Origin of the sequence: Pseudomonas sp. A-RE-22 (assembly GCF_019956035.1) — a bacterium.
In the GTDB taxonomy this organism is placed as follows: Bacteria; Pseudomonadota; Gammaproteobacteria; order Pseudomonadales; family Pseudomonadaceae; genus Aquipseudomonas; species Aquipseudomonas brassicacearum.
Genome location: NZ_JAHBCZ010000044.1, coordinates 1 through 19,360, shown reverse-complemented (window position 1 = coordinate 19,360; position 19,360 = coordinate 1). Strand labels below are relative to the sequence as shown.

At 61.3% G+C, this 19,360-nt stretch carries 18 protein-coding genes; 11 read left to right on the top strand and 7 right to left on the bottom strand.

Annotation, left to right across the window (positions count from 1 at the left end):
• The first annotated feature begins 72 nt into the window (after positions 1 to 72).
• Both KGA89_RS20610 and KGA89_RS20605 read left to right on the top strand, forming a co-directional pair.
• Positions 73 to 318, top strand: coding sequence for a GlsB/YeaQ/YmgE family stress response membrane protein (locus KGA89_RS20610; RefSeq protein ID WP_003196372.1), 246 nt, complete (start codon positions 73 to 75; stop codon positions 316 to 318).
• Positions 319 to 407: 89 nt separating this feature from the next.
• Positions 408 to 944, top strand: coding sequence for a DUF3299 domain-containing protein (locus tag KGA89_RS20605; RefSeq protein WP_223472419.1), 537 nt, complete (start codon positions 408 to 410; stop codon positions 942 to 944).
• Positions 945 to 1,070: 126 nt separating this feature from the next.
• Here KGA89_RS20605 and KGA89_RS20600 read toward each other — a convergent pair whose 3' ends face one another.
• Both KGA89_RS20600 and KGA89_RS20595 read right to left on the bottom strand, forming a co-directional pair.
• A complete protein-coding gene (locus tag KGA89_RS20600) occupies positions 1,071 to 1,970 on the bottom strand; it encodes a D-hexose-6-phosphate mutarotase (RefSeq protein WP_223472418.1) in 900 nt (299 codons plus the stop codon).
• Positions 1,971 to 2,027: 57 nt separating this feature from the next.
• Positions 2,028 to 2,432 (bottom strand): acyl-CoA thioesterase, encoded by a 405-nt coding sequence (locus KGA89_RS20595; protein ID WP_003177184.1) that lies wholly within the window; start codon positions 2,430 to 2,432, stop codon positions 2,028 to 2,030.
• A 377-nt stretch (positions 2,433 to 2,809) separates the two neighbouring features.
• On the opposite strand from KGA89_RS20595, the gene KGA89_RS20590 reads away from it, so the two are divergent.
• The 8 genes from KGA89_RS20590 (at position 2,810) to KGA89_RS20555 (ending at position 13,627) form a co-directional block, all read left to right on the top strand.
• Positions 2,810 to 4,108: an MFS transporter gene (locus KGA89_RS20590; RefSeq protein WP_003196378.1), complete on the top strand. Its 1,299-nt coding sequence runs from the start codon at positions 2,810 to 2,812 to the stop codon at positions 4,106 to 4,108.
• Positions 4,109 to 4,346: 238 nt separating this feature from the next.
• Positions 4,347 to 5,348 (top strand): phosphate ABC transporter substrate-binding protein PstS, encoded by a 1,002-nt coding sequence (locus tag KGA89_RS20585; RefSeq protein ID WP_003196380.1) that lies wholly within the window; start codon positions 4,347 to 4,349, stop codon positions 5,346 to 5,348.
• 208 nt (positions 5,349 to 5,556) lie between these two features.
• Positions 5,557 to 7,842: an ABC transporter permease subunit gene (locus KGA89_RS20580; protein WP_003196382.1), complete on the top strand. Its 2,286-nt coding sequence runs from the start codon at positions 5,557 to 5,559 to the stop codon at positions 7,840 to 7,842.
• Between the two features lie 15 nt (positions 7,843 to 7,857).
• On the top strand, positions 7,858 to 9,528 hold the full coding sequence (gene pstA / locus KGA89_RS20575; RefSeq protein WP_223472417.1) for a phosphate ABC transporter permease PstA: 1,671 nt from the start codon (positions 7,858 to 7,860) through the stop codon (positions 9,526 to 9,528).
• A 175-nt stretch (positions 9,529 to 9,703) separates the two neighbouring features.
• On the top strand, positions 9,704 to 10,537 hold the full coding sequence (gene pstB, locus KGA89_RS20570) for a phosphate ABC transporter ATP-binding protein PstB (protein WP_003196386.1): 834 nt from the start codon (positions 9,704 to 9,706) through the stop codon (positions 10,535 to 10,537).
• 97 nt (positions 10,538 to 10,634) lie between these two features.
• Positions 10,635 to 11,396: a phosphate signaling complex protein PhoU gene (gene phoU / locus KGA89_RS20565; RefSeq protein WP_003196388.1), complete on the top strand. Its 762-nt coding sequence runs from the start codon at positions 10,635 to 10,637 to the stop codon at positions 11,394 to 11,396.
• Between the two features lie 167 nt (positions 11,397 to 11,563).
• Positions 11,564 to 12,511, top strand: a complete 948-nt coding sequence (locus KGA89_RS20560) for a response regulator (protein WP_003196390.1) — start codon at positions 11,564 to 11,566, stop codon at positions 12,509 to 12,511.
• Positions 12,512 to 12,730: 219 nt separating this feature from the next.
• A complete protein-coding gene (locus KGA89_RS20555) occupies positions 12,731 to 13,627 on the top strand; it encodes a peptidoglycan DD-metalloendopeptidase family protein (protein ID WP_003196393.1) in 897 nt (298 codons plus the stop codon).
• Positions 13,628 to 13,795: 168 nt separating this feature from the next.
• Here the strand turns inward: KGA89_RS20555 and KGA89_RS20550 are convergent, their stop codons facing one another.
• From KGA89_RS20550 to phoB, 3 genes are all read right to left on the bottom strand, one after another.
• The gene (locus KGA89_RS20550) at positions 13,796 to 15,136 is read right to left on the bottom strand and encodes a hemolysin family protein (RefSeq protein ID WP_003196395.1); all 1,341 of its coding nucleotides are present in this window, start codon (positions 15,134 to 15,136) and stop codon (positions 13,796 to 13,798) included.
• 113 nt (positions 15,137 to 15,249) lie between these two features.
• The gene (gene phoR / locus KGA89_RS20545; protein WP_209311595.1) at positions 15,250 to 16,536 is read right to left on the bottom strand and encodes a phosphate regulon sensor histidine kinase PhoR; all 1,287 of its coding nucleotides are present in this window, start codon (positions 16,534 to 16,536) and stop codon (positions 15,250 to 15,252) included.
• Positions 16,537 to 16,617: 81 nt separating this feature from the next.
• Positions 16,618 to 17,307, bottom strand: coding sequence for a phosphate regulon transcriptional regulator PhoB (gene phoB, locus KGA89_RS20540; protein ID WP_003177195.1), 690 nt, complete (start codon positions 17,305 to 17,307; stop codon positions 16,618 to 16,620).
• Positions 17,308 to 17,459: 152 nt separating this feature from the next.
• Here phoB and KGA89_RS20535 point away from each other — a divergent pair, with 152 nt between their 5' ends.
• The gene (locus KGA89_RS20535; RefSeq protein ID WP_223472416.1) at positions 17,460 to 17,843 is read left to right on the top strand and encodes a hypothetical protein; all 384 of its coding nucleotides are present in this window, start codon (positions 17,460 to 17,462) and stop codon (positions 17,841 to 17,843) included.
• Between the two features lie 110 nt (positions 17,844 to 17,953).
• Here KGA89_RS20535 and ubiA read toward each other — a convergent pair whose 3' ends face one another.
• A complete protein-coding gene (ubiA, locus tag KGA89_RS20530) occupies positions 17,954 to 18,844 on the bottom strand; it encodes a 4-hydroxybenzoate octaprenyltransferase (RefSeq protein ID WP_003196401.1) in 891 nt (296 codons plus the stop codon).
• Positions 18,844 to 19,356 carry a chorismate lyase gene (locus KGA89_RS20525; RefSeq protein WP_223472497.1) on the bottom strand — a complete coding sequence of 171 codons (513 nt, stop codon included), beginning with the start codon at positions 19,354 to 19,356 and terminating at the stop codon, positions 18,844 to 18,846. The genes ubiA and KGA89_RS20525 overlap by 1 nt, the downstream gene beginning before the upstream one ends.
• Positions 19,357 to 19,360 lie beyond the last annotated feature (4 nt).

Sequence of the window (19,360 nt, the reverse complement as noted above, 5' to 3'; positions counted from 1 at the left end):
TAACCTCTCTCATGGCTAAGTGCCAAAGCCTGATCGGGCTTTGGCATCGCTATCCAATCAGAGGGCAATGCCATGGGAATCATCGGAACCATTTTTATCGGCTTGATCGTTGGCCTGCTGGCACGCTTCCTGAAACCGGGCGATGACAGCATGGGCTGGATCATGACCATCCTGCTCGGTATCGGCGGTTCGTTGGCAGCCACGTACGGCGGCCAGGCCCTGGGCATCTACCAGGCCGGCCAAGGTGCTGGTTTCATCGGGGCCCTGGTGGGCGCGGTGGTATTGCTGGTGATCTACGGCCTGATCAAAAGAAACTGATTCAAATGCAATAAAGCCCTCTCTGCCTGGCGCGCAGAGGGGGCTAGAATGCTCGGCGTTTCACTTTCCACTCATTGCCGAGCCCTTTCATGCGCCGTCTAGTGTTGACCCTTCTTCTGCTGGGCAGTGGCCTGGCCCATGCTGCCGAACTGCCGGAAACCGACTGGCTCGAACTGATGCCCAAGTCGGACCAGAAAGCCCTCGAGGCCATGCCCGAGATCGACCACGACTCCCCCGAAGCCAACGGCACCTTCACCGAAAAAGGTGGCCTGAAGCAAAGCAAAGGCTTGCCGGCGGTGATGTATTCGACCAAGACTGTGGCGGCGATGAACGACAAGCATATCCGCATCGGTGGTTACCCGGTGCCGCTGGAAACCGACGCCAAGGGCCGCAGTACGCTGTTTTTCCTGGTGCCATACCCCGGCGCCTGCATCCACGTCCCGCCACCGCCGCCTAATCAGTTGGTGCTGGTGCGCTATCCCAAGGGCCTGAAGCTGGAGGACATCTATACACCGCTGTGGGTGACCGGCACGCTGAAGATCGAAAAGGTCGACAACGACCTGGCGAGTGCGGCGTATGCGCTGGAGGCGGAGAAGGTGCGGGTGGTGCAGGAGGCGGATTTGTAGGTCTGGTACGAGTCCACTGTGGGAGCGAGCCTGCTCGCGATAGCGGACTGACAGTCAATATTTGCATTGACTGATACACCGCTATCGCGAGCAGGCTCGCTCCCACATGGGGATTTTCAGTGTGGCTTAGAGCGGCTTGCTGCCGATGCTCACACCCAGGGTATGGCTGGCCTGCGGCAACAACGTCACCACATCGTCCATCACGTTCGCCGTCTCGATGCACAGCATGCGCTGCCAGCCGTCGTCGGCCATGTCGCTGAAGGCCTTGGCGCGTTCGGTCCAGGGGTTCCAGATCACCGCCGAGCGCGAACCGCTGCTGGTCAGCTCGATCCGGCGTTCCCACTGCGGGTCAATGATGCTCAGCTTTGGCGGGGTGTCGAGGTAGATGCGGTCGGTCTCGCCAGCAAAGTGCAGATCGCCGGCCTGGGTGACGGTTTTCCAGTCGTCCAGGGTCTCGATGTAGCTCAAGCCATCGACCCCTTCGACCTGCACGTTGCGCACGTCGCTCACGGCAAAGTAGCTGTGCAGCGCCTGGCTGAGGCTGACGGCTTCGCTGCCACGGTTATGGCTGGTGAGGCGGATATGCAGTTGCTCGTCCATCACGATGGCCAGCGTCAGGTCGACCTGGTGAGGCCAGCCTGAAAGGCCATTCTCGGGGTAGGGCAGCACGAACTCTACCTTGAGGCTTTCGCCTTCGGCTTCGATGCCCTTCAACTCCCAATCCATCGTCCGCACCAGGCCGTGGGCCGTGGCCGGGTCGTTGCTCACGCGCATGGCCTGTACGCTGTCGGGGTTGCGCGTCAGGTTGCCGAACCATGGCCAGCACACCGGCACGCCTGCGCGGATGCTCTTGCCGGCCTTGAACGTGGCCTGGTCGTTGAGCCAGATCAGCGGCGGCTGGCCGTCCACTTGATAGCTGAGGATATGCGCGCCTTGTTGGGCCACCAGCAACTCGGCTTGACCGTGGCGGATGCGCCAGGCGTTCAGTTCATCCAGTTTGACGGCTTCGACGTTGGGCGTAGGCATGTTGCAAATCTCGCTCGGGAACAGGGACTGCAATGGACCGCAAAACGGCCGCCGTGTTTAACGGGCGCGCGGCGGAACCGAGCGGGTGCGACCGCTGCCGTCGATGGCGACGAAGACAAACACCGCCTCGGTCACCTTGCGCCATTCACTGGATAGCGGGTCGTCGCTCCAGACTTCGACCATCATCTGGATCGAACTGCGGCCGATTTCCAGCGCCTGGGTGTAAAAGGAAAGCTGCGCCCCCACTGCCACCGGCACGAGGAACGCCATGCGATCGATCGCCACGGTGGCCACGCGCCCGCCCGCCACTTTGCTGGCCATGGCGGTGCCGGCCAGGTCCATCTGGGACACCAGCCAGCCGCCGAAAATATCGCCGAAGCCGTTGGTCTCGCGAGGGAGCGCGGTGATTTGCAGGGCCAAGTCGCCTTGCGGGATTGGATCTTCTTGTTCGAGCTCTATCATGCCGGGGGTGCCTCTGACCCGTAACGCTGTCTTGTACTTCAGGTGAATAGCCGTCTTTGTAAAAAACGATTCAGCCCGAACATACTGCGTTCGTCACGTTTTTCGTAAAGGCGTGCCAAAGGGAAACTCTGCGAAACCGGCTGGTTCTGGTACTACACCACCAACGACGTTTTCGCACAGCAACCCCTTACAGAGTACTGCAAGGTTGCGAGTATATCGGGCGATAGACGTCGAGACGACCACTCGGTTCTGATTTTGACTATCAAATACGCACCTCTATGTGCTTTTTCGAACAATTTGCTATCGTGCCGGACCTGCCCAGGCCCCCAACCCGTGTTACCAGGGTTGCAGAACCGACTATAAGAGAAGCCCTTGCCATGACCACTGCGCCTTCGAGCACGGCGACGCCCGCACAACCCGCACGTCCATTGACCCGCAACGATTACAAGACCCTGTCGCTTTCTGCCTTGGGCGGTGCGCTGGAGTTCTACGATTTCATCATTTTCGTGTTCTTTGCCACCGTGGTCGGCAAATTGTTCTTCCCTGCCGAAATGCCCGAGTGGCTGCGCTTGATGCAGACGTTCGGCATTTTTGCCGCCGGTTACCTGGCCCGGCCGCTGGGCGGGATCGTCATGGCCCACTTCGGCGACCTGCTGGGGCGCAAGAAGATGTTCACCCTGAGCATTTTCATGATGGCCGTGCCGACCTTGATCATGGGCCTGCTGCCCACTTATGCACAGATCGGCATGTGGGCGCCGATCCTGCTGTTGCTGATGCGCGTGATCCAGGGCGCGGCCATCGGCGGGGAAGTGCCGGGTGCCTGGGTATTCGTTTCCGAACACGTTCCGGCGCGCCACATCGGCTATGCCTGCGGCACGCTGACTTGCGGCCTGACGGCGGGGATTTTGTTGGGTTCGCTGGTCGCTACGGCGATCAACAGCATCTATACACCGGTGGAGGTGGCCGATTACGCCTGGCGGATCCCGTTCCTGCTGGGTGGCGTGTTCGGGCTGTTTTCGGTGTATCTGCGCCGCTGGTTGCACGAAACTCCGGTGTTCGCCGAGCTGCAACTGCGCAAGGCCCTGGCCGAGGAAGTGCCGCTGCGGGCCGTGTTGCGTGATCATCGCGGCGCCATCGCCATTTCCATGCTGTTGACCTGGCTGCTGTCGGCCGGCGTCATTGTGGTCATCCTGATGACACCGACCGTGCTGCAGACGGTGTACCACTTCAGTCCGACCACCGCGTTGCAGGCCAACAGCCTGGCGATCGTGTTCCTGAGTCTAGGTTGCATCGGTGCGGGTGTGCTGGCCGACCGTTTTGGTGCTGGCCGGGTATTTGTCTTCGGTAGCGGTTTGCTGCTGATCACGTTCTGGACCTTCTACCACTGCCTGTTCGACCACCCCGAGTGGCTGTTTCCGCTGTATGCCTTGAGTGGCTTGCTGGTAGGTACCATCGGCGCGGTGCCTTATGTCATGGTCAATGCCTTCCCGGCCGTGGTGCGTTTCAGCGGCTTGTCGTTCTCCTACAACCTGGCCTACGCAATCTTCGGCGGGTTGACGCCGATGATCGTGACCCTGCTGTTGAAAGAGAGCTCGATGGGGCCGGCGTATTACGTGGCGGCGATCTGTGGGATCGGGATTGTGGTGGGCGGTTATCTCTGGAAGAAGGGGCGCTAGCCCGAATCTTTCACTGACTGTACTGGCCTCATCGCGAGCAAGCTCGCTCCCACAAGGGTTCTGCGTTCACCGCAAATCCCCTGTGGGAGCGAGCTTGCTCGCGATTGGGGCCGCATGAATCATCTTGTAAAACTCGATACTGGCCTTTCATCCAATTGTCATATTTCAGCCATAGAGTGTTCACACGGCTTACCGATACTTGGCCGACTTAACACACCCTATCTGCTAGGAGTAAGGCATGAAACTGAAGCGTTTGATGGCGGCAATGACGTTTGTCGCTGCTGGCGTTGCGACCGCCAGCGCGGTTGCCGCTGGTGTTGACCCGGCAATTCCGTCTTACACCAAGACCACTGGTGTATCGGGCAACCTGTCCAGCGTCGGCTCCGATACCCTGGCTAACCTGATGACCTTGTGGGCCGAGAACTACAAGAAAGAATACCCGAACGTAAACATCCAGATTCAGGCCGCCGGTTCCTCTACCGCGCCACCTGCGCTCACCGAAGGCACCTCCAACCTGGGCCCGATGAGCCGCAAGATGAAGGACAACGAGCTGCAGGCTTTCGAAACCAAATACGGTTACAAGCCTACCGCCATCCCGGTTGCCGTGGACGCCCTGGCGGTATTCGTGCACAAGGACAACCCGATCCAGCACCTGACCATGGAACAGGTCGATGCGATCTTCTCGTCGACTCGCCTGTGCGGCGCTAAAGCCGACGTGAAAACCTGGGGCGACCTGGGTGTGACCGGCGACCTGGCCAACAAGCCAGTGCAACTGTTCGGTCGTAACTCGGTATCCGGCACCTACGGCTACTTCAAGGAAGAAGCCCTGTGCAAAGGCGACTACAAGCCAAACGTCAATGAACAACCAGGCTCGGCTTCGGTCGTGCAGTCGATCAGCTCTTCGCTGAACGGCGTTGGTTACTCGGGCATCGGCTACAAGACCGCCAGCGTGAAGACCGTGGCCCTGGCCAAGAAAGGCAGCACTGAGTTCATCGAAGACAGCGAAGAAAACGCCCTGAACGGCAAGTACCCGCTGTCGCGCTTCCTCTACGTTTACGTCAACAAGGCACCGAACAAGCCTCTGGCCCCGCTGGAAGCCGAGTTCGTGAAGCTGGTCTTGTCCAAGCAAGGCCAGGAAGTTGTAGTCAAGGACGGTTACATCCCGCTGCCAGCCAAAGTCGCCGCCAAGGCACTGGCTGACCTGGGTCTGTCGGAAGGCGGCAGCGTCGCCAAGAAGTAATACCTGAGCCCGGGCCGAAGTCCGGACTCCTGTGGGAGCGGGCTTGCTCGCGAAGAGGTCAGTGCATTCAACAGGGATGTTGACTGACTTTGCGAGCAAGCTGTCCCACAACCCCAAATTCCTGTCCGCTGCCGGTTTCCTCGGCGGCGGATTTGTTGCGTCACTGCATTGTCATCTTTCTGTCATACAGGATCGCTAGGGTGTGCGCATGAATGATCTGGCCAATTCCACAATGACTACGACTTCCCCTCCCAAGCGCATTGACTTCAATACGCCTGAGCTGCAACGCAAGCGCCGCATTCGCGCGCTCAAGGATCGCCTGACCCGCTGGTACGTGCTGGTCGGCGGCCTCGCCGTCCTGGCCGCCATTACGTTGATCTTCTTCTTCCTGGCCTATGTGGTGCTGCCCCTGTTCCAGGGCGCGGACCTGACCGCCAAGGACTCGATCACCCCGGCCTGGATGCAAGATGCCGGCAAACCCCTGATGATCTCCATCGAAGAGCAGAACCAAGTCGCCATGCGGGTTTCCGACAAGGGCCAGGCGCTGTTTTTCGATATCACCAGTGGTGCCGAACTGCGCCGTATCGACCTGCCGATTCCGGCCGGTGCCAGCGTGACCGCCATTGGCGAAGACCAGCCTGGCAGCCCATTGGTGGTGATCGGTCTGTCCAACGGCCAGGCCCTGGTATTCCGTCACACCTATAAGGTCAGCTACCCGGACGGCAAGAAAACCATCTCGCCTGCCGTCGAATACCCTTATGGCGAGACGCCGATCGTGTTGAACGAGCAGGGCGCGGCCCTGGAGCATGTCAGCCTCAACGCCACCGATTCGACCCTGCTGCTGGCCGGTTCCAGCGGTGCCCAACTGCAAGTGCTGTCGATCACCAGCGAAGAAAACATGATGACCGGCGAGGTCACCAGCGAGCAGACCCGCATCGATCTGCCACAGATGACCGAGCCGGTGAAGAACATCTTCGTCGACCCGCGCCAGCAATGGCTGTATGTGGTCAACGGGCGCGCCCAGGCCGATGTGTTCAGCCTGCGGGACAAGAGCCTCAACGGTCGCTACAAACTGCTCGAGAACGCCGACGCCCAAGTCACCGCCGCCACCCAGCTGGTGGGCGGAATCTCGCTGATCATCGGCGACTCCAAGGGCGGCCTGGCGCAGTGGTTCATGGCCCGCGATCCGGACGGCGAGCTGCGCTTCAAACAGATTCGTACGTTCCAGATGGGCACCACGCCGATTGTTGAAATCACCGCCGAAGAGCGTCGCAAAGGCTTCGTAGCGCTGGACGCGGCCGGCAAGCTCGGCGTATTCCACAGCACCGCCCACCGCACCTTGTTGGTGGACCAGGTGGTCGACGGCCAAGGCCTGTTCGGCATGTCGCCACGGGCCAACCGCCTGATCGTGGAGCAGGGCGGCAAGCTGCAACCGCTGACGCTGGACAACCCGCACCCGGAAGTCTCGTGGAGCGCGTTGTGGAGCAAGGTCTGGTACGAAAACTACGACGAACCCAAGTACGTCTGGCAATCGACCGCCGCCAACACCGACTTCGAACCCAAGCTGAGCCTTTCGCCGCTGACCTTCGGCACCCTGAAAGCCGCGTTCTACGCGATGCTGCTGGCGGCGCCACTGGCGGTTGCCGCGGCGATCTATACTGCCTACTTCATGGCCCCGGGCATGCGCCGCAAGGTCAAGCCGGTGATCGAACTGATGGAAGCCATGCCGACGGTGATCCTCGGGTTCTTCGCCGGCCTGTTCCTGGCGCCGTACGTCGAAGGGCACCTGCCAGGTATTTTCAGCCTGCTGATGTTGGTGCCAATCGGCATCCTGGTCGCCGGTTTCGTCTTCAGCCGCCTGCCGGAATCCATTCGCCTGAGAGTGCCGGACGGCTGGGAAAGTGCCCTGCTGATCCCGGTGATCCTGTTCGTGGGCTGGCTCTCGCTGTACATGAGCCCGTACATGGAAGCCTGGTTCTTCGGCGGTGACATGCGCATGTGGATCTCCCATGACCTGGGCATCACCTACGACCAGCGCAACGCCCTGGTGGTCGGCCTGGCAATGGGCTTCGCGGTCATCCCGAACATCTACTCCATCGCCGAAGACGCCGTGTTCAGCGTGCCGCGCGGCCTGACCCTGGGCTCCCTGGCCCTTGGTGCGACGCCGTGGCAGACCATGACCCGCGTGGTCATCCTCACCGCCAGCCCCGGTATCTTCTCGGCGCTGATGATCGGCATGGGCCGTGCGGTGGGCGAGACCATGATCGTGCTGATGGCCACGGGTAACACGCCGGTCATGGAAATGAACCTGTTCGAAGGCCTGCGCACCCTGGCGGCCAACGTGGCGGTGGAGATGCCCGAGTCGGAAGTCGGCGGTAGCCATTACCGCGTGCTGTTCCTGTCGGCACTGGTGCTGCTGTTGTTCACCTTTGTCATGAACACCCTCGCCGAGCTGATCCGTCAGCGTCTGCGCAAGAAATATTCGTCGCTTTAAGAAAGGTAGAAGTCTGTGAAACAGAACTCCCTGAAAGGATGGTTCAAGAGCGGCGCCCCCGGCGTCTGGATCAGCGGTGGCGCGGTATCCATCGCGGTCATCATGACCATTGGCCTGCTGGCGGTGATCACTGTACGCGGCCTGGGTCACTTCTGGCCGGCGGACCTGGTCCACGCCAACTACAACGTGCCGGGCATGCCTGAGCACCTGGTGGTCGGCGAAGTCGTGCAGAAAGAAGAAGTGCCGCGCGAGCGCCTGAAAAGCGCCGGCCTGCCGGTGCCGGACGAAGGCCCCGAGTTCATGACCCGCGAACTGATCAAGGTGGGTAACCGGGACCTGAACGGCACTGACTTCACCTGGATCGTCGGCGAGTGGCTGACCAACCAGACCACGCCGCCGGAACTGATGGCGATCGAGCGCCGTGAGTGGGGCAACTTCTACGGCTACCTGGTCAACGTCAAGGAAGACGGCAAGGTCATCGCCGAAGGCGAGGCCGCCTGGCCGCAACTGCAGGCTCGCGTACAGCGGGTCAACCAGTTGGCCGCCGAGCTCAAGACCCTGGAAAAAGTCGACATCGGTGCAATCAACGCTGGCTTGGAGCGCATCCGCCTGCACGGTCGCAAGCTGGAGCTGGACGGCAAGCTCGATGCCGCCGCCCAAGCCGACCTGGAAAGCGAGCGCGCCGAACTCAATGCCCGTTACAAGGACATCGAGGCGCGCCTGTCCGACCTGCATGCACAATTCAACCGCGACAGCCTGACCGCCCGCGATGCCAACGGCAAGGAAGTGGAGATCGGCATCGGCAAGGTGGTACATGCCTATCAACCGAACCGCATGGGCACGTTTACCAAGCTCGGTTTCTATTTCAGCAAGGTCTGGGAATTCCTCAGCGACGACCCTCGTGAGGCCAACACCGAAGGCGGCATCTTCCCGGCGATTTTCGGCACCGTGATGATGACCCTGATCATGGCGATGATCGTGACGCCGTTCGGCGTGCTGGCGGCGGTTTATTTGCGTGAATACGCCCGCCAAGGCCCGATGACCCGCCTGATCCGCATCGCGGTGAACAACCTGGCCGGCGTTCCAGCCATCGTCTACGGTGTGTTCGGCCTGGGCTTCTTCGTCTACGTGCTGGGTGGTTCGGTCGACCGGCTGTTCTTCCCCGAAGCCTTGCCGGCGCCGACCTTCGGCACCCCGGGCCTGCTCTGGGCATCCTTGACCCTGGCGCTGCTGGCGGTGCCGGTGGTGATCGTGGCCACCGAGGAAGGTCTGGCGCGGATTCCACGGACCGTGCGCGAAGGCTCCCTGGCCCTCGGCGCGACCAAGGCCGAGACCCTGTGGAAAATCGTCCTGCCCATGGCGAGCCCGGCGATGATGACCGGGATGATCCTCGCCGTGGCCCGTGCCGCCGGTGAAGTGGCGCCGTTGATGCTGGTGGGCGTGGTGAAACTGGCGCCGTCGCTGCCGCTGGACGGCAACTACCCGTACCTGCACCTGGACCAGAAGATCATGCACCTGGGCTTCCATATCTATGACGTGGGCTTCCAGAGCCCGAACGTCGAAGCGGCGCGACCGCTGGTGTACGCCACGGCGCTGTTGCTGGTGCTGGTGATCGCCACGCTCAACCTGTCGGCGGTGTGGATCCGTAACCACCTGCGCGAGAAGTACAAAGCACTGGATAGCTGATTACACATTGATTTTCTGTGGGAGCGAGCCTGCTCGCGATGGCGTCACCTCGGTTCAAAGCCAGACCGAGTCGCCTGAATCGCGAGCAGGCTCGCTCCCACACAGACACATACACAGATTGGCATGGCCGCTCAGTGGCCAACCGAACCGAATTTGTTAGCACAGGGAGCCTCCCATGCAACACGAAGCACATACACACGGCATCAACATGTCGGCCCTGGGCCGCGACAAGCAGAGCCTGGACCTGGCCCAGGAAACCGTCGCCATCGAAGTGCCCGGCCTGAGTCTGTTCTACGGCGACAAGCAGGCGCTGTATGACGTCAGCCTGAACATCCCGAAACAGCGCGTCACCGCGTTCATCGGCCCGTCGGGCTGCGGCAAGTCAACCTTGCTGCGTACCTTCAACCGCATGAATGACCTGGTGGACGGCTGCCGTGTCGAAGGGGAAATCAACCTCTACGGCAACAACATCTACCGCAAGGGCGAAGACGTGGCCGAGCTGCGTCGTCGCGTGGGCATGGTGTTCCAGAAGCCCAACCCGTTCCCGAAAACCATCTACGAGAACGTCGTCTACGGCTTGCGCATCCAGGGCATCAACAAGAAGCGCATCCTCGACGAAGCCGTGGAATGGGCGCTCAAGGGCGCGGCGTTGTGGGATGAGGTCAAGGACCGCCTGCATGATTCGGCCCTGGGCCTGTCCGGCGGTCAACAGCAACGCCTGGTGATTGCGCGCACCATCGCCGTGGAACCGGAAGTGCTGCTGCTCGACGAACCTTGCTCGGCCCTGGATCCGATCTCGACGCTGAAAGTTGAAGAACTGATCTACGAGCTCAAGTCCAAGTTCACCATCGTCATCGTGACCCACAACATGCAACAGGCGGCGCGGGTTTCCGACTACACGGCGTTCATGTACATGGGCAAACTGGTGGAGTTCGGCGACACCGACACCCTGTTCACCAATCCGGCCAAGAAACAGACCGAAGACTACATCACCGGTCGTTACGGCTAGTCGAGGCTGCTGCATAGGCGCACTGCGCTATCAGGATCAACATTTAACTGCTTGAAGCTTGCAACTTGAAGCTTGCAACTTTCGCGGAGCGAACAAGATGATTTCGAAGGAAGGCCTTACTCACCACATTTCCGCACAGTTCAACGCCGAGCTTGAGGAAGTGCGCAGTCACTTGCTGGCCATGGGCGGGCTGGTGGAAAAGCAGGTCAACGATGCGGTGACCGCGCTGATCGAGGCCGACTCCGGCCTGGCCCAGCAGGTGCGCGAAATCGATGATCAGATCAACCAGATGGAGCGCAACATCGACGAGGAGTGCCTGCGTATCCTGGCCCGTCGTCAGCCGGCGGCTTCGGACCTGCGCCTGATCATCAGCATCTCCAAGTCGGTAATCGATCTTGAGCGAATCGGCGACGAAGCCACCAAGATCGCCCGTCGTGCCATTCAGTTGTGCGAAGAAGGCGAGGCGCCGCGCGGTTATGTCGAGGTTCGCCACATTGGCGACCAGGTGCGCAACATGGTTCGCGATGCCCTGGACGCCTTTGCCCGCTTCGACGCCGACCTGGCGTTGTCGGTGGCCCAGTACGACAAGATCATCGACCGCGAATACAAGACCGCCCTGCGCGAGCTGGCGACTTACATGATGGAAGACCCACGCTCCATCTCCCGAGTGTTGAGCATCATCTGGGTGCTGCGTTCTCTGGAGCGTATCGGCGATCATGCACGCAACATCTCGGAACTTGTCATCTACCTGGTGCGCGGCACGGATGTGCGGCATTTGGGGCTCAAGCGGATGAAGCAAGAAGTTGAGGGCACCCCGTCCGAAACCGCTAATGTTCCGGGCGAAACTGACGATAAGTAAGATTGCCAAGAAAAGCGCCCGGCCTTCTGGTCGGGCTTTTTTTTGGATTTTTTTTAATCGAAAGCAGCACCCCGCGAACGAAAAGTCCCGGCGTGACTGAAGGTTTTTGGCAATGTGCCATCAGTAAAAGCGGTATGCTTGCCGGGATTTTTTAGAGGTGTATCTGGATGAGTAAGGTCAGTGTGTTGGTCGTGGACGATGCTTCGTTCATTCGTGACCTGGTGAAGAAGTGCCTGCGCAACTACTTCCCGGGCGTGCGCATCGAAGACGCGGTGAACGGCAAGAAAGCCCAAGCCCTGCTGGCTCGCGAAGCGTTCGACCTGGTGTTGTGCGATTGGGAAATGCCGGAAATGTCCGGCCTGGAATTGCTGACCTGGTGCCGCCAGCAGGACAACCTCAAGGGCATGCCGTTCGTGATGGTCACCAGCCGCGGCGACAAGGAAAACGTGGTCCAGGCGATCCAGGCCGGCGTTTCCGGCTACGTCAGCAAGCCGTTCACCAACGAGCAGCTACTGACCAAGGTCAAGCAGGCCCTGCACAAGGTCGGCAAGCTCGACACGCTGATGAACAGCGCCCCGACCAAGATGAACTCGGCGTTCGGCAATGATTCCCTCAGTGCCCTGACGGGCGGCAAGGCTCCGGTTGCTGCTGTTGCTTCGGCCCCTGCCGCGAATCCTTTTGCCAAGCCGGTCGCTGCTCCCGCCGCGGCTGTGGCTCCGGCCCGTGGCTTGCTCAACAGCCCTCCCGTCAAGGCACCGGTAGCCGCTGCTTCGGGGACCAACCGTGGTCAGGGCCAGTTGCGCCTGTCCAGCGGCACCCAGCAATGCGTGATCAAGGCCCTGAGCCTCAAGGAAGCATTGCTGGTGGTCAAGCGCACCGACACCCTGCCACAAGTGCTCGAAAGCGCCGTGCTGGACATGGAGCAGGGCGACAACGCTGAAACCGCTCGCCTCAACGGCTACCTGCACGCCATCGTCGCCCACGAGCAGACGCCCGACAGCGAATGGTTGCAACTGACGTTCCGCTTCGTCGACAAAGACCCGCAGAAACTCGACTACATCTCCCGCCTGATCGCTCGCGGCACCGCGCAGAAGCACTTCGTACCTGGCGCCTGATTCGGCGGTGCCGGTCAGTCCGCCATCGCGAGCAAGCTCGCTCCCACACTCGATCCAGTGAACACTGAAGATCCCTGTGGGAGCGAGCTTGCTCGCAATGGGACCATAAGTTCCAACACCGACCGCTGATCCAATTTTGAAACATCCGTCGACTACGCTGGTCCATCCCAGCTGCTAGGCTGCTGTGCAGGCCTTCATTTTTCGACAGAACCCTTACCCATGCTCGCTCCCCTGCTGTTTGCCTGTGGTCTTGTCCTGGCCTCCACCTCGGCCGTGGCCATGACGATCTACAAATCCACCGATGCCAATGGCGTGGTGTCCTATAGCGACCGCCCCAGCAAGGGCGCGCAGGTGTTCGTGTTCCGCGACCGCATGGTCGAGCGCCTGGAGCGACAGGTATTCCTCGATATCAAGAAACAGAACGGCGCGGATGCGGTGTTCGTGCGCAACGACCTGTATGCGCCAGTGGAGATCGAGTTGAGTTTCGCCGGACTGCGTAATGTGAGCGGGGCACCGAGCCGGCCGATTCGGCGGGTGCTGCCGGCGCGCAGCAACCTGCGCCTGGCGCTGCTCACGGCCACGCAGCCGGGCAGGCCGTTGGTGTATACCCCAAGGTTCGAATACTCCCTGGGCGACCCCGCAGGCGCGGCACAGGCCTATCAGTACCCGTTGCCGTGGCGTGGCGGGCCGTTCCGGCTGAGTCAGGGTGCCAACGGCCAGTACAGTCATTACGGCCCGAAGAACCGCTACGCCATGGACATTGCCATGCCCGTCGGCACGCCGATCATCGCGGCGCGGGGCGGCGTGGTCATCAAGACCGAAAACGAGCAGACCGGCCGCGGTGACGATCCTTCGGGCAACTTCGTGCGGGTGCTGCACGATGATGGGACCATGGGCGTCTACCTGCACTTGCAGAAAGGTTCGGTGAGCGTACGGGAAGGGCAGCGGGTCGGGGTGGGCACGCCGTTGGCGTTGTCGGGCAATACCGGCAACAGCTCCGGCCCGCACCTGCATTTCGTGGTGCAGCGCAATACCGGCCTGGGGCTGGTGTCGATTCCCTACCAGTTCAATCAACCGGTGGGCGACTTGCCCAACTTTGCGTTGGGCAAGCAATAGCGCCGAGGCGTGACACAAGTGCTTTTGTGGTGGAGGGATTTATCTGTGGGAGCAAGGCTTGCCCGCGATACAGGCGACGCGGTTTTTTCAGCGATCGAGTCGCCTGTATCGCGAGCAAGCTTTGCTCCCACGGCTTCGCCACAGGCTCGCCGAAAAGCGGGCTGACACTCAATCGAGCATCAACACCTTCGCCAGAATGATCTTCGGCCCTTTCATCTTCTTGATGATGATCCGCAGGCCTTCGACTTCCAGCACTTCTTCCTCTTCCGGTACGCGCTTGAGGGTTTCATAGACCAACCCGGCCAGGGTTTCGGCTTCGATGTGGTCCAGGTCGATCCCCAGCAGGCGCTCGACCTTGAACAGCGGCGTGTCGCCGCGTACCAGCAGCTTGCCCGGCTGGTAGGCCAGGATGCCGCGTTCGGCCTTGCGATGTTCGTCCTGGATGTCACCCACCAGCACTTCCAGCACGTCTTCCATGGTCAGGTAGCCGATGATATTGCCGTCGGCTTCCTCGACCAGGGCGAAGTGCGAGCCGCCCTTGCGGAACTGCTCCAGCAATTGCGACAGCGGCATGTGCCGCGACACGCGCTCCAGCGGCCGGGTCAGTTCGGCCAGGTTGAACGACTCGGGGATGTGATCCAGGGCCGCCAGTTCCAGCAGCAGGTCCTTGATGTGCAGCAGGCCGACGAACTCCTGGCGCTCGCTGTCATACACCGGATAGCGGCTGAACTTGTGGCGACGAAACATCGCCAGGATTTCCTTGAGCGGCGCATTGAACTCCAGCGTCACCAGGTCTTCCCGGGAGTTGGCCCAGTCCACCACTTCCAGCTCGCCCATTTCCACGGCCGATGCCAGCACGCGCATGCCTTGGTCGCTCGGGTCCTGGCCACGGCTGGAGTGCAGGATCAGCTTCAGTTCTTCGCGGCTGTAATGGTGTTCGTGATGCGGGCCGGGCTCGCCTTGGCCGGCGATGCGCAAAATGGCGTTGGCGCTGGCGTTGAGCAGGTAGATCGCCGGGTACATGGCCCAGTAGAACAGGTACAGCGGCACGGCGGTCCATAGCGACAGCAGCTCGGGTTTGCGAATGGCCCAGGATTTGGGTGCCAGTTCACCGACCACGATGTGCAGGTACGAAATGATGAAGAACGCGGTGAAGAACGACACGCCCTTGATCACTTCCGGCGCCTGCACGCCGACCGCGCCCAGCAACGGCTCGAGGATGTGGGCGAACGCCGGCTCGCCGACCCAGCCCAAGCCCAGGGAGGCCAGGGTGATACCCAGCTGGCACGCCGACAGGTAAGCGTCGAGCTGGCTATGGACGGTGCGCAGGATGTGCCCGCGCCAGCCGTTCTGCTCGGCAATGGCCTCGACCCGGGTCGAGCGCAGCTTGACCATGGCGAATTCGGCCGCAACGAAAAAACCGTTGAGCAAAACCAGGATCAGAGCAAAAAGAATCATGCCGAATTCGGCGAAGAGTGTGACGAGGGACAAGCCAGGGGAAGGGTCCATGATGGAGTTTTGCGGGTTCCGTATAGTCGTGGGAATTGAAAATGAGCGCCTGAAAAGGCAGGCGCAAGTCAGTCAATGTAGCGGCTGACTCGGCGATTGCCTAGGGGGCGTGCTCAATCAGCGGGGCGGGCGAGGCGTGCGCGAACCACCTGGGCCGGGGCGAAATGGCAGGTAAAGGTGCTGCCATGGCCGGGTACGCTGCTGATTTCCATGCGGGCGCGATGGCGCAGCAGGACGTGTTTGACGATGGCCAGGCCCAGCCCGGTGCCGCCGGTATTGGAGTTGCGGCTGGAGTCGACACGGTAGAAACGTTCGGTCAGGCGCGGCAGGTGTTTGCTGTCGATGCCAATGCCCGAATCGCGCACGCTCAGGTGCGCACCTTGCTCATCGCCCCACCAGCGCACATGGATCCGGCCTTGCTCCGGCGTGTATTTGACCGCGTTGAACACCAGGTTGGAAAACGCACTGCGCAGTTCCGCCTCGCTGCCTTTGAGCTGCACGGCCGCGTCGGCTTCCAGGGTGATGGTCTGCTGCTTGGCACCGGACAGTTCCTGCGCATCTTCGACAATGGTTTGCAGCAGGTCGTCGATGGGCACTGGCTGGTTGTCCGACGGGTAATCGGTGGCTTCCAGCTTCGCCAGCAGCAACAAGTCGTTGAGCAGGGTCTGCATGCGCCCGCTTTGCTGGTGCATCTGCTGCAAGGCCCGGCTCCAGCGCGGGTTCACCTCTTCGACGTTGTCGAGCAGGGTTTCCAGGTAGCCGCAGATCACCGTCAACGGCGTGCGCAGTTCATGGGAGACGTTGGCGATGAAGTCCTTGCGCATCTGTTCCAGCTGATGAATACGCGTGACGTCGCGCACCAGCATCAAGTGCTCATTGTTGCCATAGCGGGTGATGTACAGCTGGATGCGTAGCCGATCATTGGTGGGCGAAGGAATCTCCAGCGGCTCGGCGTAATTGGCCTGCTCGAAATATTCCTTGAAGCGCGGATGACGTACCAGGTTGGTCACCGGCTGGCCGCTGTCCTGTGGCGTCTTGAGGCCCAGCAGGGTCTCGGCGGCGCGGTTCCACCACTCCAGGTTGCCGTCGCTGTCGAGCATGATCACCGCGTCTTTCAGCGCTGCGGTGGACTCCTGGACCCGGTCGATCACCGCCTGCAGGCGCCCGCGAACGCGCTGGTCGCGCCGTTGCAGGTGGTAGATGCTGTCGAACACCTCACCCCACAGGCCATAGCCGTCGGGCGGTGCTTCGTCGGGTTGGTGCAGGCGCAGCCATTCATGCAGGCGCAGCAATTGCTTGAGTGTCCAGGCCAGGTAAAGCCCCAGGCCCGCGGCCAGGCTCCAACCGTAATAACCACTGATCAGGCCGATCAGCAAACAGCCGGTCACCAGCAACAACATGTGGCGAATCAGGGTGCCATGCCAGTTTTGGTTCACGTGACGCGCGTCCTTGTCAGCTTTGTCGGGCGGTAAGGGCTCGGATCAGGCCTTGGTCGAAAAACGATAACCGGTGCCGCGCACGGTTTGTACCAGATTTTCATAGGCATCGCCGAGGGCCTTGCGCAGGCGCCGGATGTGCACGTCCACGGTGCGCTCCTCGACATAGACGTTGCCTCCCCAGACCTGGTCCAGCAGTTGGCCGCGGGTGTAGGCACGTTCCTGGTGAGTCATGAAGAACTGCAGCAGGCGGTATTCGGTCGGGCCCATCTCGGCGGGTTTGCCGTCGATGGTCACGCGGTGGCTGATCGGGTCGAGCAGCAGGCCACCGACTTCGATGGGGGCTTCGCCATCGGTCGGCCCGGCGCGTCGCAGCACGGCCTTGAGGCGCGCCACCAGTTCCCGTGGGGAAAACGGCTTGGTGATGTAGTCGTCGGCGCCGACTTCCAGACCCTGGATCTTGTTGTCTTCTTCGCCCTTGGCCGTGAGCATGATGATCGGAATATCACCGGTCAGCTCGTCGCGCTTGAGACGCCGTGCCAGTTCGATGCCAGACGTGCCGGGCAGCATCCAGTCCAGCAGGATCAGGTCGGGCTTGCGGTCGACGATGATGGCGTGGGCCTGTTGAGAGTTTTCTGCTTCCATGCAGTCATAGCCGGCCATCTCCAACGCAACGGCGATCATCTCGCGGATGGGCGCTTCGTCGTCGACGATCAGAATGCTCCTGCCAACCATGGGGTAATCCTCTTGTCATTTAACTGTCTTGCGCCGCATTAGATAACGGAATTATTGCAGTCGTGTGACAGTTATTTCGGGGGGCGGCAGTGAAAGGGATCCTGGACTAAGCTTTTCAGTCCGAATCCTGACAACTACAAAGGAAGGTTTCCATGAAACAAATGACTGTTTCTTTCAAAGTCCTGCTGATGGCTGCTGCCCTGACGCTGCCTGGATTGGCGATGGCAGCTGATCCTGCGATGGAGAAGGACGGCATGTTCACCGACCATAAGGGCATGACGCTTTACACCTTCGCCAAGGACTCGGCCGGCAAGTCGGCGTGCAATGACAAGTGTGCCGCCAATTGGCCACCGCTGATGGCTGAGCCGGGTGATAAATCCATGGGTGACTGGACCGTGATCAAGCGTGAAGATGGCTCAATGCAGTGGGCCTATCAGGGCATGCCGCTGTACACCTTCGTGATGGACAAGAAGGCTGGAGACATGACCGGCGACGGTAAAATGGATGGCGCCTGGAAAGTTGCCAAGGCCAAGTAATCGCTAAACACGTGTGGGAGCGAGCTTGCTCGCGAAGGCGTCTGTCAGCCGACATCATCCTTGAATGACTTACGCTTTCGCGAACAGGCTCGCCCCCACAGGTTTGAGAATCACCTCAGAGCGTAATCCAGCACGATCCCCACGAAAATCGCCAACCCGGCCCAGTGGTTGTGCAGGAACGCCTTGAAGCAGCGCATCCGGTCCCGGTCACGGGTGTACCAGAACTCCCAGGCGAAGCACGCGGCAGCGGCCACCAGCCCCAGGTGGAACCAGCCGCCCAGTTGGAATTTCGCCCCGGCCAACAGCAGGCAGCCCAGGGCCAGGCCTTGCAACGACAGGATGATCACCCGGTCGGCATCGCCAAACAGGATCGCGGTGGACTTCACGCCGATGCGCAGGTCGTCGTCCCGGTCGGTCATCGCGTAATAGGTGTCGTAGCCCACCGTCCACAGCAGGTTGGCGATGTACAGCAACCAGGCGGCGGCCGGCAGATGACCGGTTTCGGCGGTGAACGCCATCGGCATGCCCCAGGAGAACGCCGCGCCCAGGACCACTTGCGGGTAGTAGGTATAGCGCTTCATGAACGGGTAGCTGAACGCCAGCGCCAGGCCCCCTAGGGAGAGCAGGATGGTCGGGGTGTTGGTGCAAAGCACCAGCAGGAAACTCACGCTCATCAGCACGGCGAAGAACACCAGTGCCTCTTTTGAACTGATCTTGCCGCTCACCAGCGGGCGCTGCTCGGTGCGCTTGACGTGGCCGTCCACCTTGCGGTCGGCCCAGTCATTGATCACACAGCCGCCGGCGCGGGTCAGCACCACGCCGAGGACGAAAATCACCACGTTGGCGATGGACGGTGAGCCTTCACCGGCAATCCACAGCGCCCACAACGTCGGCCACAGCAGCAGGTAGATGCCGATGGGCTTGTCCATCCGGGTCAGTTGCACGAAGTCCCAGGCCCGCGGGTTCAGGCGGTTCAACGATTTGAGCAGTTGCACGTACATCAGCAATTCTCCGAATAGGCACGGGCGACAGTCCACAGGCGCGGCAGGAAAATTTCCGCCACCAGCACGCTCAACGCACCGCGATCGAAACGTGAGCGACGACCCCACAGCCCGCTGGCGCGCACTTCTTCCGGCAACCCGGCGTCGGGGTAATGGCAAACTTCGATGGCTCGGCGCTGGAACGCCTGGTCGCAAAACAGTAACTCCCCCAGGGAACGGCTGCCCAGTTCGTCCATCTGCAAGCCGTCACCCTGCAAGGCGCTGCGCGCCGCCACGCTGCGGGCGAACACCCACGGCTGGTCGTGGCCGCGCAGGTACACCTCGCGTACCCAGCCCTCGCTGCCCTCGGCCAGGTCCAGGGCGGCGCATTCGTCGGCGCGCAATGGCTGCCAGCCTTCGAACAGCGGCGTCACGCTGAAATGGCCGTCCGACAGGCGCGTGAGGCGCCGGGTCAGGGAGCCTTCGTCGAACAGCCAGTCGAGGACACCCACATCGGGGCGGGGCGACAGCAGGGGC

What these genes read in the sequence shown, in the direction of transcription:
- KGA89_RS20595 (WP_003177184.1), bottom strand. Translation starts at nt 2,432, where the DNA reads ATGATAGAGCTCGAACAAGAAGATCCAATCCCGCAAGGCGACTTGGCC.
- KGA89_RS20605 (WP_223472419.1), top strand. Translation starts at nt 408, where the DNA reads ATGCGCCGTCTAGTGTTGACCCTTCTTCTGCTGGGCAGTGGCCTGGCC.
- KGA89_RS20585 (WP_003196380.1), top strand. Translation starts at nt 4,347, where the DNA reads ATGAAACTGAAGCGTTTGATGGCGGCAATGACGTTTGTCGCTGCTGGC.
- phoU (WP_003196388.1), top strand. Translation starts at nt 10,635, where the DNA reads ATGATTTCGAAGGAAGGCCTTACTCACCACATTTCCGCACAGTTCAAC.
- phoR (WP_209311595.1), bottom strand. Translation starts at nt 16,536, where the DNA reads ATGTTGTTGCTGGTGACCGGCTGTTTGCTGATCGGCCTGATCAGTGGT.
- KGA89_RS20555 (WP_003196393.1), top strand. Translation starts at nt 12,731, where the DNA reads ATGCTCGCTCCCCTGCTGTTTGCCTGTGGTCTTGTCCTGGCCTCCACC.
- KGA89_RS20610 (WP_003196372.1), top strand. Translation starts at nt 73, where the DNA reads ATGGGAATCATCGGAACCATTTTTATCGGCTTGATCGTTGGCCTGCTG.
- pstB (WP_003196386.1), top strand. Translation starts at nt 9,704, where the DNA reads ATGCAACACGAAGCACATACACACGGCATCAACATGTCGGCCCTGGGC.
- KGA89_RS20590 (WP_003196378.1), top strand. Translation starts at nt 2,810, where the DNA reads ATGACCACTGCGCCTTCGAGCACGGCGACGCCCGCACAACCCGCACGT.
- ubiA (WP_003196401.1), bottom strand. Translation starts at nt 18,844, where the DNA reads ATGTACGTGCAACTGCTCAAATCGTTGAACCGCCTGAACCCGCGGGCC.
- phoB (WP_003177195.1), bottom strand. Translation starts at nt 17,307, where the DNA reads ATGGTTGGCAGGAGCATTCTGATCGTCGACGACGAAGCGCCCATCCGC.
- KGA89_RS20560 (WP_003196390.1), top strand. Translation starts at nt 11,564, where the DNA reads ATGAGTAAGGTCAGTGTGTTGGTCGTGGACGATGCTTCGTTCATTCGT.
- KGA89_RS20550 (WP_003196395.1), bottom strand. Translation starts at nt 15,136, where the DNA reads ATGGACCCTTCCCCTGGCTTGTCCCTCGTCACACTCTTCGCCGAATTC.
- KGA89_RS20580 (WP_003196382.1), top strand. Translation starts at nt 5,557, where the DNA reads ATGAATGATCTGGCCAATTCCACAATGACTACGACTTCCCCTCCCAAG.
- KGA89_RS20535 (WP_223472416.1), top strand. Translation starts at nt 17,460, where the DNA reads ATGAAACAAATGACTGTTTCTTTCAAAGTCCTGCTGATGGCTGCTGCC.
- KGA89_RS20600 (WP_223472418.1), bottom strand. Translation starts at nt 1,970, where the DNA reads ATGCCTACGCCCAACGTCGAAGCCGTCAAACTGGATGAACTGAACGCC.